9 protein-coding genes and 1 pseudogene are annotated in these 12,464 nt (G+C 67.2%); 5 read left to right on the forward strand and 5 right to left on the reverse strand.

Annotation, left to right across the window (positions count from 1 at the left end):
• Positions 1 to 113 precede the first annotated feature (113 nt).
• The 3 genes from LTT66_RS31700 to LTT66_RS31710 all read right to left on the reverse strand — a co-directional run bounded on the left by LTT66_RS31700 (position 114) and on the right by LTT66_RS31710 (position 2,554).
• Positions 114 to 992, reverse strand: coding sequence for an alpha/beta hydrolase (locus LTT66_RS31700; RefSeq protein ID WP_233062200.1), 879 nt, complete (start codon positions 990 to 992; stop codon positions 114 to 116).
• Between the two features lie 62 nt (positions 993 to 1,054).
• Positions 1,055 to 1,702, reverse strand: coding sequence for a carboxymuconolactone decarboxylase family protein (locus LTT66_RS31705; RefSeq protein ID WP_233062201.1), 648 nt, complete (start codon positions 1,700 to 1,702; stop codon positions 1,055 to 1,057).
• A 12-nt stretch (positions 1,703 to 1,714) separates the two neighbouring features.
• Positions 1,715 to 2,554 (reverse strand): SDR family oxidoreductase, encoded by an 840-nt coding sequence (locus tag LTT66_RS31710; protein ID WP_233062202.1) that lies wholly within the window; start codon positions 2,552 to 2,554, stop codon positions 1,715 to 1,717.
• A gap of 171 nt (positions 2,555 to 2,725) precedes the next feature.
• Here LTT66_RS31710 and LTT66_RS31715 point away from each other — a divergent pair, with 171 nt between their 5' ends.
• The 5 genes from LTT66_RS31715 (at position 2,726) to LTT66_RS31735 (ending at position 5,637) form a co-directional block, all read left to right on the forward strand.
• Positions 2,726 to 2,869, forward strand: coding sequence for a hypothetical protein (locus LTT66_RS31715; protein WP_233062203.1), 144 nt, complete (start codon positions 2,726 to 2,728; stop codon positions 2,867 to 2,869).
• A 393-nt stretch (positions 2,870 to 3,262) separates the two neighbouring features.
• Positions 3,263 to 3,541, forward strand: a complete 279-nt coding sequence (locus LTT66_RS31720) for a helix-turn-helix transcriptional regulator (RefSeq protein ID WP_233062204.1) — start codon at positions 3,263 to 3,265, stop codon at positions 3,539 to 3,541.
• Positions 3,538 to 4,074, forward strand: coding sequence for a hypothetical protein (locus tag LTT66_RS31725; protein WP_233062205.1), 537 nt, complete (start codon positions 3,538 to 3,540; stop codon positions 4,072 to 4,074). Before LTT66_RS31720 ends, LTT66_RS31725 begins: the two co-directional genes overlap by 4 nt.
• The gene (locus LTT66_RS31730) at positions 4,074 to 4,742 is read left to right on the forward strand and encodes a GOLPH3/VPS74 family protein (protein WP_233062206.1); all 669 of its coding nucleotides are present in this window, start codon (positions 4,074 to 4,076) and stop codon (positions 4,740 to 4,742) included. Before LTT66_RS31725 ends, LTT66_RS31730 begins: the two co-directional genes overlap by 1 nt.
• Positions 4,743 to 5,088: 346 nt before the next feature.
• Positions 5,089 to 5,637, forward strand: a complete 549-nt coding sequence (locus LTT66_RS31735) for a hypothetical protein (RefSeq protein WP_233062207.1) — start codon at positions 5,089 to 5,091, stop codon at positions 5,635 to 5,637.
• A 153-nt stretch (positions 5,638 to 5,790) separates the two neighbouring features.
• Here LTT66_RS31735 and LTT66_RS31740 read toward each other — a convergent pair.
• A pseudogene (locus LTT66_RS31740) lies at positions 5,791 to 7,148 on the reverse strand (aminotransferase class V-fold PLP-dependent enzyme).
• A gap of 130 nt (positions 7,149 to 7,278) precedes the next feature.
• Complete coding sequence (locus LTT66_RS31745) at positions 7,279 to 12,435, reverse strand: beta strand repeat-containing protein (protein ID WP_233062208.1); 5,157 nt, start codon at positions 12,433 to 12,435, stop codon at positions 7,279 to 7,281.
• Positions 12,436 to 12,464 lie beyond the last annotated feature (29 nt).

The raw sequence follows: 12,464 nt of genomic DNA on the forward strand, positions 1-12,464 counted from the left end.
TGTCCGTCGTTCCGCGTGCCCGGCCCGATGAAGCCGTTCCCGTCTCCCTGTCCTGGCCGGAATCCGTTCTTCAGGTTCGTGATGCGGCGTGTGGAGCGCTCATGTGTCGCCCGTCATGCCGTTGTGGATGCGCGGCGGTAGAAGTCGATCTGGTCGGCGACTACACGGTCCCGGAACTCGGTGTTGGTGTAAAAAGTGAAGTGGGTGCCGGGATAGACGCGGAGTTCGCCGTGGGGGGCTCGGCGGGTCAGCTCACGGCTGTTTTCCAGGGGTGTTTCTCGGTCCTCGGCGGCGACGCAGACCAGTAGCGGGCAGGACAGTCGGGCGGCGGACTCGGCGGGCCGATAGCGCATCATCTGCAGTAGAGCTCTGGGGGCTACGGTATTGCGCCACAACGTGTTCTGATCATCACCGGTCAGAGCCTGGATATGTTGTTCGGCCTCGGGGCTCGCAGTCACGGCGAGCTCTCCAGGGTGGCCCACCATGGGGATGTAGTAGGGGCGAAGGCCCAGCTTGCCGCGGAGTGCGTCCCAGAGGATCGCGGTGAGCAGCTTCAGTGTGTCGGCGGTCGATCGGCCCTCGACCTTCTTCGGGAATCCGTTGAACGGGATTTGCGCCACGATGGCCGCGATGCGGGGATCGCTGGCGGCCACGGTGATTACGTGGGCGCCGCCCAGCGAATTGCCCCACAGCAGCACCCTGCCGGGATCGACCCGTTGATGTTCTCTAGCGAAGTCCACAGCGGCCGCGATATCGGCAAGCTGGGCGTCGATATCGGGGAGCTGGCGCGGTTCGCCATCGCTCTCTCCGAATCCTCGGTAATCGAAGACCAGCGCCGCGAAGCCCGCGGCGGCGAAGCGCTCGGCGTAATCGAAGAGGCGGTCCATCGTTCCGCTGAAGCCGTGGCACAGCACCACGCACGGCACCGGTCCGGATTCGGCGGGCAAGTAAAGGTAGCCGACGCACTTAACGCCGACAACGGTGAACGACACCCTGGTTCGCATGCAGATCATCTCCACGGCTGTAGACCGGCTGCCGGTAGCCGGCGATTGGTTCAGGAAAGAAGTTCGCGTGCGGCGGCCCAGGCTCGGGCCAGCCCGAACTCGGCCAGCCCACGGAGCAGGTCGCGGAAGGTCTCCTCGGTGGCCCCGGCTGCCCTCGCCAGCTCGGCGTGCAGGCGCATCGATTCGCCCAGCGTCTGGTAGAAGATGTCCACGGCCAGGCACGCGATTGCCCGCTCCCGGACGCTGAGGTGCGGGCGGGCCCAGCGCTGGGCCAATTGGTCCTCGGTGAAGGCGGCCAGTCCGGGGTCCACATCCTCCAGTGCACGGACGGTACGGTCCAGCGCATCGGTCAGCGGCACTGGCGCGACCAGATCGACGTCCTGCGCTTCGGGTAGGCCGAGTTCGCGCAATCGCTGAAAGGCTGAGACGACGACGGGGTAGCCGACATACGAGGCGAGGTGGCGGTAGAGCTCCCTGATGGCCTCGGGTTCAACGCCGTTGGTGAGGGCCATCCGCACATGGATGCTCAGGGGCAGGTCCAGGTGCGGGTGGCACAGGTCGGAAGTCAAACAGACGAAGGCTTTCTCGCGCGCCGTCAGATGCATCAGGCCCCATAGGTTCTCGCCCGCGCCGACGGCAAGCTGGGCGAAGACGGGGTCGAGGGCGGTCAGCGCGTCGGCTCCGGAGAGTTGGGTCATGATGTACCTCGTTCACGACAGGCCCAGCGCGCGCAGGCGCAGGGCATCGAGGGTGTACTGGGGGACGACGCGGCCGAGCGTGCTCATCAACCGCGACTTCTTGCCGACCGGATATCGGGCGCGCGGCTTGCGTGCGGTCAGCGCGTGCAGCACGGCCCGGGCGATCACGTCGGGGCTCGAGCCGGTGCGTTCCTCTGCGAGACTGCTGGCGACCATGGTCCGATAGGCCGCGCCGTACAGCCGCTTGCCTTCGGGTCCGAGAGAATCCACGCGGGGTTCGACCTCGTCCTCGAGTTTGTCGACGGCGTCGGTTCGGGTAGCTCCGGGTTCGATGAGGACTGTGTGCACGCCAGAGGCTTTCAGCTCCATGCGCAGGGCGTCGTTGATCGAGCGGATGGCGTGCTTGGAGGAACAGAGCGGCCCGCCGAAGGGCAGGGTAATCCAACTACCCACCGAGCCGACGGTGACCACTCGGCCGTGTGAGATCCGCAGCATCGGCAGCATGGCCTGGGTGACGGCGATCTGGCCGAACACATTGACCTCGTACTGCCGACGCCACTCGTCCAGCGGAACGAACTCGACCGGTCCGGTCACGCCGATTCCGGCGTTGTTGACAAGCGCGTCGAGGCGGCCCAGACCTTCAGCGACCTCGGCGATCCGGGCCGGATCGGTGACGTCGAGCTGGAGCGGGATGACGGTCTTGCCCAGCGCCTGCCCGTCGGCCTCCTTACGGACGCCGGCGTAGACGGTGAAGCCCTCGTGGGCCAGCAGCAACACGGTGGCCCGTCCGATGCCAGTGGAAGCTCCGGTCACCAGCACGGTCGCTGAACGCGGTTCGGATCGTTTCGCCATAGTCCGACGCTACGAAGTTCGCGGTAGCCGTCGCGTCCGTCAGATGACTGGTATGCGCCCCCGCTCGTATCGGTCAGGTGACGCAGGCCCGTCGCTACGCGGGGCCTGCAACCCGGCGCCAAGCCAGCGACGATCCCACTGCCGATTCCCGAAGGATTCACCGCCTACCCGGTGCGCGATCGGCCGCTGTCTTTCCGCGACGTCTCGCCTGCCGAGTTCGATCGCGTCGGCGGCCGGGAAGCTGTCGTCGATGTGCAGAAGATCGACAATCGGGTCGGCCTCACCGGTGCAGCGAGCCGCAGCCGGCATGCATGAGATCGCCCCGGACCCGGCCACACCGAACTTGCGTCGGCTCGACCAACGGCGTTATAAGCAAATCCAATTCGACAACAACGAACACGCCCACGCCCGATACACGGCGGCGAGAGGAGATGCACTCGGCGCACCGAGAGCTGTCGCCACCGGTGCACCCCTGTGGTGGACCGGTGCGCCTTCGCCGCCGAGGGCGTCAGGGTGAGGCTTGGTGTCTGGCCGACACCGTCCTCAGTGGCCTGGCGGCCCAAAAACGCGTCCGGCGGGAAAATGCTGGTCAGGGACCATACGCGAGCATCACGCGACGCCGCGCGGCTATCGACGCCTGCATGCTTCAGCGTCAGCGGGCTGCTTCCACCGTTGACGAACTGTTGGGTTAATGCAACAATTCGTTGTATGAGTCCGGTGAGGCGTGGGAAGAATCTTCCCATTTACAACCGCATCGGCGTGTTACGTGCCGAGCGGAGAATGAGCCGGGCCCAGCTCGCCGAGGCGATCGAGGTGAATCCGCAGACGGTCGGGGCGCTGGAACGGGGCGATCACTATCCGAGCCTCGATCTGGCGCTGCGGATCTGCGATGTGTTCGGGCTGCCGGTCGAGGCAGTGTTCTCGCGGGAGGAATTCGCACCGCTGTCCACGGCGGTCTACCGGAACGAGGGAGGGGATATTCGATGACGCACCCGAATCTGCTGGAGCGCTATCAGGCTCGCCGGACACGCCGGTTCGAGTTCCACGCCGAGCGCTGGGCCCACATGTTGCCGCGGTGGCGGACACGTCGCCGCCGCCGGCTGCTGGTGGTGGCCCTCGCGACGATGTTCCTGGCCCTGGCGGTCGTCGCAGTGCTGATCGCGTGCGGTCTGGAGCGGGGACCCCTGCTGTGGGCGCCGGTGTGCCTGGCGTTCCTTCCGCTGTGGATATCGCTGCAGATCGTCTCGGGACGCCAAGCCGACGCGCCCGTCGGCGCCCTGGACGAATGGGAGATCGAGCAGCGCAACGCGGCTCGCTCGGTGGGGCTCACCCTCACACAGACGCTGGCGATGATTCCCGCGATCTGGCTGATCGTCGTGGGCGGGTTCACCGACCTCGACAATATCCAGGCGGCCTACGCCGGCGGGGTGATGCTGCTGACCGCGCTGCTCGTCGGCGGCTGCACCCCGACGATGATCCTGGCCTGGACGCGGCCCGACGCGGAACCAGAGCACGAGTGATGAACCTGCTCGCCGGAGACCTGACGCTACTGCTCCTCGACGAACGTACCGGGCACTCGATGGCCGACAGCACCCGTACCCCAAGGGTTCTCGCCGGAGCCGTGCTGCTGGACCTGATCGACGCCGGGGCAATCCGGCTGGCCGGGCCGGGCGACGCGGCGAAACCGGGCCGGATCGTGGTGAGCGCGAACAAGAGTGCCGATCCGATACTGGGCGAAGCGCTCGCCAGGATCGAGGCGGCGCGTCCGATGAAACCCCGAGTTGCGATTGAGAAACTGTCGAAGGGGTTGCGGCCGAAGGTGTTGCATCGGCTGGCGGACGAGGGCCTGGTACGCGTCGAACACCACCGGGCACTGGGTATCTTTCCCCGTACCGCCTGGATGCCGAGGGGGCACCGCAAGGTACTCCGGGACCGGCTGACACCGCCGTTCGCACACCCTGACGCCCCTGTCGACCCTCGCGCCGCCGCCTTGATCTCGTTGCTGTCGGCGGCCGGCGCTGCGCCGAAAATCTTCCCCGACCACGACCGTCGAGTGGTGACGCAGCGGGCCAAGGAGATCGCCGCCGGGGACTGGGCTTCGAAGGCGGCCAGGGACGCGGTGCAGGCGGTCGACGCGGCGCTCACCGCCGCCGTCGTGGTGAGTGCCGTGGCGGCGGGCTCAGCATAGGTCTCCGGGGCACAGGGACCGAGGCCGCGGCAACCTGAGCGTCGACCGGACAAATCGACGCTCAGGTTGCGCGAAACAGCGTCCGCAGCGCACAGATAAGTCGACAGTCGAATACGCGGCGGCGGGTCGCCGGAAGGGCCTTCGCGCGATCGAATTCGTACCGCTCGAGGAAGCCGTCGGGCACGCTCGCGCGTAGCCACGGCCGTTACTCCTCCGAATCGTCGGCAGTACCCAGGGTGCCGGTTGTCCGCGCAACGCCGCTGTGCGTCGGGGAACCTGATTCGGGGTCGTTAGCTGATTAATGTCTGGAACGGACTCAGCTGAGCAGGAACGACCAAGGAGACGCATGCTCATCCGATATCGTCTGGCCGGAGCCGTTGTTCTCACAAGCGCGTCGCTCGGGCTCATCCCGTTCGCCGCACCGGGCATCGCCGCACCGCCCGGTGCCAGCACCGCGGATCCGATCATCATCTGTACCGAAAACGGCACAGTCAACTGGGCGGGTTCCGGGTCGGGCGAGACGCCGTCGAAGGTGGAATGGACGGCCACCACCGAATTCACCGACTGCAGGGGACCCGCGGTCGACCAGGGCGAGCCGTACCCCGTCAGCATGGACGAGGAGGGCACTGAAGTCGCCTCGTGCGACGGGAAGGTCAACGTTCATCAGGGCACGGGCACCATCACCTGGTCCGATGGCAGCACCAGCAGGATCAGCAGCAAGTCCGCGGGCAACCAGAGCAAGTCCAAGGGGTCCGGTCCTGCCACCTTCCCGATCCTCATCGAGTCCGGCACCTACGCTGGGCATACCGCGTCGGATGACAACACAGTGAGCACCGAGCAGTCCTGCCCCGGCGTGACCGAGGCGTCGCTCACCGGCACATTCACCGTCAACTGACTTTCCGAGACAGGTACGAGCGCCGCCGAGCCCGGGCTCGGCGGCGTTTGCCATGCGGTATCCAGGGCCGCATTACTCGAGTGCGACCCTCGGCAGCGGCGGTCCTGCACCCACTCGGCTGAGGCTGCAACCGACCTGCTCGGCTAGGTCGGCTCAGCGCGATACGGCGACGATTTCCGCCCACTCGCTCAACAGCGTCCACGCGGTGGCCACATGTTCCTGGCGGGTGGCGGTGCCGCCGACCGCCAACCGGAGTGCGAACACCCCGCGAACCTCGGTGTTTGACAGGAAAACTCGTCCTGTCGCGTTGACCGCGTCCAACAGTGCCCTATTCGCCTCGTCACCGCAGCGCAATCGGAAACAGACCAGCGATAGTGGATGCGGTGCAAGCACTTCGAAACGATCGTCCGCGCCGACCCACGTGGCGAACTGCTGGGCCAGTGCCACACTGTGCCGGATATGTTCGCGCAGCCCGGTCGCGCCGTACCAGCGGATCACCGCCCATAGTTTCAACGCCCGGAACCGACGTCCCGCCGGCACCTGCCAATCCCGGTAGTCCACTACCGCACCCGATTCGCTCGCACCGTTGCGCAGGTATTCCGGCAACACCGACAGCGCACCGGTCAGCGCACCACGATCGGCGACGTAGCAGGCGTCGAAGTCCAGCGCGGTGAGCAGCCATTTGTGCGGATTGGTCGCATAGGAATCGGCGAACTCGGCCACACCCGCGTGGATCCAACGCAGCTCCGGACATATCGCGGCGACACCCGCGTACGCCGCGTCCACATGCAGCCAGGCACCGTATTCGCGGCAGACCGGACCGATGAGCTGCACCGGATCGACCGCACCGGTGGACGTCGTGCCGCCGTCGCCGTCACCAGAACGGGGGTTCGGCTGCGGGCCACATCGTGTTCCATCGCCGCCCGCAGCGCCTTCGGGTCCATCGACAGGTCGGCACGGGTGGCGATGAAACGCACGGCCGAGGAGCCGAGACCCGTGATGCGCGCGATTTTTTCGCATCCACAGTTGGCTTCGGTCGATGTGTAGACGACATAGCGGCCACGGTCGATACCGTCACGAGCGACCTGCCCATCCGAGGCTCGGTGCAGCGCCGCGAGCAGCGTGACGAGCATCGCGCTGGAGGCGGCGTCCTGAACCACACCGCCACCGCCGCCCGCGAAGGTGAAGCGTTCGGGCAGGCCGATCAACCCGGCAAGCCAGTCCAGTACATGCTGTTCCAACTCGGTACAGGCCGGCCCGGTCTGCCAGAGCATCCCCTGCACACCCAATCCGGAGGCCAGCAGATCGGCCAGCGCCGCAGGACCAGACGCACCCGTCGGGTAGTAGGCGAAGAAACCCGGATGCTGCCAATGCGTCAAGCCGGGCACGATAATTCGATCCATATCGTCGAGCAGAGCGGCGAACGGCTCGCCGACCTCGGGCGGGGACGGCGGCAGTTGGGCGCGCACCGCACCAGGGGTCACCGTCGACAGCACCGGCAGCGACTCCACCCGCTCCCACCGGTACGATCCTGGAGCGGAGAGTTCGACCGCTGCTGGTGCGGTTCGGTGAACAGCGCGATGGGTCGCAACGAAACTGGGCCGCCGGCAGTAGTTGCCGACGGCCCAGCCGGATCAGCCGTTAAGCATAGATGAAGCTGATTCCGTTACTCGTTCCTCCTGGGGTTGTGGTGGTGATTTGCACGGTTCCGGTCCCGGCGGGTGAGACTGCCGTGATCTGGGTGGGCGAGTCGACGGTGAACGAGGTCGCCGGTGTGGCACCGAAGTTCACCGCTGTAGCTCCGGTCAGGTCGGTGCCGGTGATGACGACGGTTGTTCCGCCGGCCTCCGGTCCGGTGTTGGGTGCCGCTGCGGTGAGCGCGGGCGCCGGGGTGTAGGTGAAGGCCAACCCGTTACTGGTTCCGCCCGAAGTGACGGCGGTGACTTGCACAGTGCCAGTTCCGGCGGGCGAGACTGCCGTGATCTGGGTGGGCGAGTCGACGGTGAACGAGGTCGCCGGTGTGGCACCGAAGTTCACCGCTGTAGCTCCCGTCAGGTCGGTGCCGGTGACGACCACTGTCGTACCGCCAGTTTCCGCACCCGAGGTGGGTGCGAGTGTGGTGAGCGCGGGCGCCGGGGTGTAGGTGAAGGCCAACCCGTTACTGGTTCCGCCCGAAGTGACGGCGGTGACTTGCACAGTGCCAGTTCCGGCGGGCGAGACTGCCGTGATCTGGGTGGGCGAGTCGACGGTGAACGAGGTCGCCGGTGTGGCACCGAAGTTCACCGCTGTAGCTCCCGTCAGGTCGGTGCCGGTGACGACCACTGTCGTACCGCCAGTTTCCGCACCCGAGGTGGGTGCGAGTGTGGTGAGCGCGGGCGCCGCGATGAAGGTGAACGCGACGCCGTTGCTGGTTCCACCCGCTGTCGTAGTGGTGATTTGCACGGTCCCGGTCCCCGCCGGGGAGACGGCGGTGATCTGGGTGGGCGAGTCGACGGTGAACGAGGCTGCCGGTGTGGCACCGAAGTTCACCGCTGTGGCTCCGGTCAGGTCGGTGCCGGTGACGACCACGGTCGTGCCGCCTGCCGCCGGGCCAGTGCTGGGTGCCGCCGTGGTCAGGGCGGGAGCCGCGATGTAGGTGTACGCGACGCCGTTGCTGGTTCCACCCGCGGTGGTGACGGTGACCTGCACGGTTCCGGTCCCGGCCGGGGCGACTGCCGTGACCTGGGTGGCGGAGTTGACGGTGAACGACGTGGCCGGTGTGGCACCGAAGTTCACCGCTGTTACTCCGGTCAGTGCCGTGCCTGTGAGGACCACTGTCGTGCCGCCGGCTTCCGGCCCCTGATTCGGGGCCGCCGTGGTCAGGGTGGGCACGTCGACGAAGATGAAGGGGACGCCACCGGTGGTTCCACCTGGGGTGGTGACGGTGACCTGCACGATCCCGGTTCCCGCCGGGGAGACGGCGGTGATCTGGGTGGCGGAGTCGACGGTGAACGAGGTAGCCGGAGTGGCACCGAAGCTCACCGCGGTGGCTCCCGTCAGGTTCGTGCCCGTGAGCACGACTGTCGTACCGCCCGATACCGAGCCCTGAGTCGGCGCCGCGGTGGTCAGGGTGGGTGTCGCGAAGTAAGTGAACGCAACGCCGTTACTGGTTCCACCCGCGGTCGTGACAGTGACCTGCACGGTCCCGGTTCCCGCCGGGGAGACGGCCGTGATCTGGGTGTCGGAGTCGACGATGAACGAGGTCGCCGGTGTGGCACCGAAGTTCACCGCGGAGGCAGTGGACAGCCCCGTCCCGGTGAGAGTGACTATCGTGCCGCCCGATTCCGGGCCCTGATTCGGTACCACCGTGGTGAGGGTTGGGGCCGGAACGTAGGTGTAGGCGAGGCCATTACTGGTTCCACCCGGTGACGTGGCGGTGACCTGCACGGTTCCTGTCCCGGCGGGGGCGACCGCCGTGACCTGGGTGGCGGAGTCGACGGTGAACGACGCTGCCGGTGTCGCGCCGAAGTTCACCGCGGTTGTTCCGGTCAAACCCGTGCCCGTGAGGACGACCGTCGTGCCGCCCGCCGCGGGGCCCACATTCGGTGCCAGCGAGGTGAGGGCCGGTACCGGGATGAAGGTGAAGGCGACGCCGCTGCTGGTCCCGCCCGGTGTGGTGACGGTGAGTTGCACGGTTCCCGTCCCGGCCGGGGAGACGGCAGTGATCTGGGTGGCGGAGTCGACGGTGAACGACACTGCCGGTGTCGCGCCGAAGTTGACCGCCGTGGCTCCGGTCAGACCCGTTCCGGTGATGATGACTGTCGTGCCGCCGGTTGCCGGGCCGGTATTCGGCACCGCCGTGGTGACGGTGGGTATCGGAATGTAGGTGAAGGCAAGGCCGTTGGTCGTTCCGCCCGCGGTGGTGGCGGTGACCTGCACGGTCCCGGTCCCAGCGGGGGAGACGGCAGTGATCTGGGTGGCGGAGTCGACGGTGAACGAGGTCGCCGGGGCGGCACCGAAGTTCACCGCTGTAGCTCCGGACAGACCGGTGCCGGTGAGCACGACCGTCGTTCCACCTGCTTCCACGCCGGAATTCGGTACCAGTGTGGTGAGGGCGGGCACCGCCACATAGGTGTAGGCGACACCGTTGGTGGTTCCTCCGGGCGTGGTGGCCGTGACCTGTACCGTCCCGGTCCCAGCAGGGGCGACCGCTGTGATCTGGGTAGCCGAGTCGACGGTGAACGAGGTCGCCGGGGTGGCACCGAAGTTCACCGCTGTAGCTCCGGTCAGACCCGTGCCGGTGAGCACGACGGTTGTGCCGCCGGTCACCGGCCCTGCGCTCGGAACCACTGTGGTCAGGGTTGGCACCGCGACATAGGTGAAGGAGACACCATTGCTGGTTCCGCCCGCTGTCGTGGCGGTGACCTGAACGGTTCCGGTCCCGGCCGGGGTGACCGCGGTGATCTGGGTGTCGGAGTTCACGGTGAACGAGGTTGCCGGGGTGGCACCGAAGTTCACCGCTGTAGCTCCGGTCAGACCGGTGCCGGTGAGCACGACCGTCGTGCCGCCGGTCACCGGCCCGGCGTTCGGCACCACCGTGGTGAGTGCGGGCACCGCGACATAGGCGAAGCCGACGCCGTTACTGGTTCCGCCCGCTGTCGTGGCGGTGACCTGCACCGTTCCGGTCCCCGCCGGGGAGACGGCGGTGATCTGGGTGTCGGAGTTCACGGTGAACGAGGTTGCCGGGGTGGCACCGAAGTTCACCGCTGTAGCTCCGGTCAGACCGGTGCCGGTGAGCACGACCGTCGTGCCGCCGGTCACCGGCCCGACGTTCGGCACCGCTGTCGTCAGGGTGGGTACCGCGACGAAGGTGAACGCGAGGCCGTTGCTGGTTCCACCCGGGGTGGTGGCGGTGACCTGCACCGTTCCCGTCCCGGCCGGGGAGACGGCGGTGATCTGGGTGGCGGAGTCGACGGTGAACGACGCTGCCGGTGTCGCGCCGAAGTTCACCGCGGTGGTTCCGGTCAGATTCGTTCCGGTGAGGACGACCGTCGTGCCGCCGGTTGTCGGGCCGATATTCGGTACCAGCGAGGTGAGGGCGGGCACCGGGATGAAGGTGTACGCGACGCCGTTGCTGGTTCCACCCGCAGTGGTCACCGTCAGTTGCACGGTTCCCGTCCCGGCGGGCGAGACGGCCGTGATCTGAGTATCGGAGTTGACGGTGAACGAGGCCGCCGGGGTGGCACCGAAGTTCACCGCTGTTGCTCCGGTCAGACCCGATCCGGTGATCACTACTGTCGTGCCGCCGGTCGCCGAGCCCGCATTCGGCACCACCGTGGTGATGGCTGGTACCGGGATGTAGGTGAAGGCCAAGCCGTTGGTGGTTCCGCCGGGCGTGGTGGCGGTCACCTGCACCGTCCCGGTCCCGGCCGGAGACACGGCCGTGATCTGGGTATCGGAGTTGACGGTGAACGATGTTGCCGGCGTGGCACCGAAGTTCACCGCGCTGGTTCCGGTCAGTCCCGTACCGGTGAGCACGACGGTTGTGCCACCGGTCACCGGTCCTACGTTCGGCACCAGGGTGGTGAGTGTGGGCACCGCGACATAGGTGAAGGCGACACCATTGCTGGTTCCGCCCGCCGTGGTTACGGTGACCTGCACCGTCCCGGTCCCGGCCGGGGTGACTGCGGTGATCTGCGTGTCGGAGTTGACGACGAACGACGCTGCCGGGGTGGCACCGAAGTTCACTGCCGTAGCTCCCGTGAGTCCTGTTCCGGTGAGAACGACCGTAGTCCCTCCGGTCACCGGCCCGGCGTTGGGCACCACCGTCGACAAGGTGGGGACCGCGACGTACGTGAAGCCGACGCCGTTGCTGGTTCCACCTGGTCCGGTTGCGGTGATCTGTACCGTCCCAGCCGCACCTGCCGGAGCCACCGCGGTGATCTGGGTAGCCGAGTTGACCGTGAACGATGTCGCCGGTGTGGCACCGAAATTGACCGCCGTCGTTCCGGTCAGATTCGTTCCGGTGAGCACGACCGTGGTGCCGCCGCTCACCGGACCGACATTCGGCACCGCTGTCGTCAAGGTGGGCACCCCGACGTAGGTGAGGGGGACGCCGTTGGTGGTTCCTCCGGCGGTGGTAACGGTGACCTGCACGGTACCCGTCCCTGCGGGAACGACCGCCGTGATCTGCGTATCGGAGTTGACGACGAACGACGTCGCCGGTGTGGCACCGAAGTTCACTGCGGTGGCCGTGGACAAGCCGGTTCCGGTGAGCACCACTGTCGTCCCGCCGGTCACGGGGGCGGTATTGGGCGAGACGCTGGTCAGGCTGGGAACTCCGGCGTAGGTGTAGGAGACGCCGTTGCTGGTTCCGCCCGAGCCGGTGACGGTGACTTGGACCGTGCCGGATCCCGGAGGCGCGATGGCGGTGATCTGGGTGGGGGAATTGACGGTGAAAATGGTTGCGTTGTTGCCGAACCGCACTGTCAATGGACCGGTGAACCCGCTGCCGGTGATGACGACGCTGTTGCCACCCGAGGCGGGGCCCGCGGTCGGGGAGATCGAGGTGATGGTCGGCACCACGACGTAGACGAAGGTGACCGGGTTGCTGGTACCGCCCGGCCCGGTGACGGTGATCGACACGATCCCCGACCCGGGAGGCGAGACCGCGGTGATCTGATTGTCCGAGTTGACCGTGAACGAAGTCGCCGGTGTGGCACCGAAATTCACCGAGGTGACACCGGTCAGACCCGACCCGGTGAGCGTGACCGTCGTCCCGCCCGCGGTGGACCCTTGGCTCGGGGTGACGCTGCTCAACGAGGGAACCGCGACATAGGTGAAGGGAA

The organism is Nocardia gipuzkoensis, assembly GCF_021183645.1.
Taxonomy (GTDB): domain Bacteria; phylum Actinomycetota; class Actinomycetes; order Mycobacteriales; family Mycobacteriaceae; genus Nocardia; species Nocardia abscessus.

Excerpts from the sequence above, each read along its gene's own strand:
- LTT66_RS31730 (WP_233062206.1), top strand. The coding sequence starts at position 4,074 with ATGAACCTGCTCGCCGGAGACCTGACGCTACTGCTCCTCGACGAACGT.
- LTT66_RS31720 (WP_233062204.1), top strand. The coding sequence starts at position 3,263 with ATGAGTCCGGTGAGGCGTGGGAAGAATCTTCCCATTTACAACCGCATC.
- LTT66_RS31705 (WP_233062201.1), bottom strand. The coding sequence starts at position 1,702 with ATGACCCAACTCTCCGGAGCCGACGCGCTGACCGCCCTCGACCCCGTC.
- LTT66_RS31725 (WP_233062205.1), top strand. The coding sequence starts at position 3,538 with ATGACGCACCCGAATCTGCTGGAGCGCTATCAGGCTCGCCGGACACGC.
- LTT66_RS31710 (WP_233062202.1), bottom strand. The coding sequence starts at position 2,554 with ATGGCGAAACGATCCGAACCGCGTTCAGCGACCGTGCTGGTGACCGGA.
- LTT66_RS31735 (WP_233062207.1), top strand. The coding sequence starts at position 5,089 with ATGCTCATCCGATATCGTCTGGCCGGAGCCGTTGTTCTCACAAGCGCG.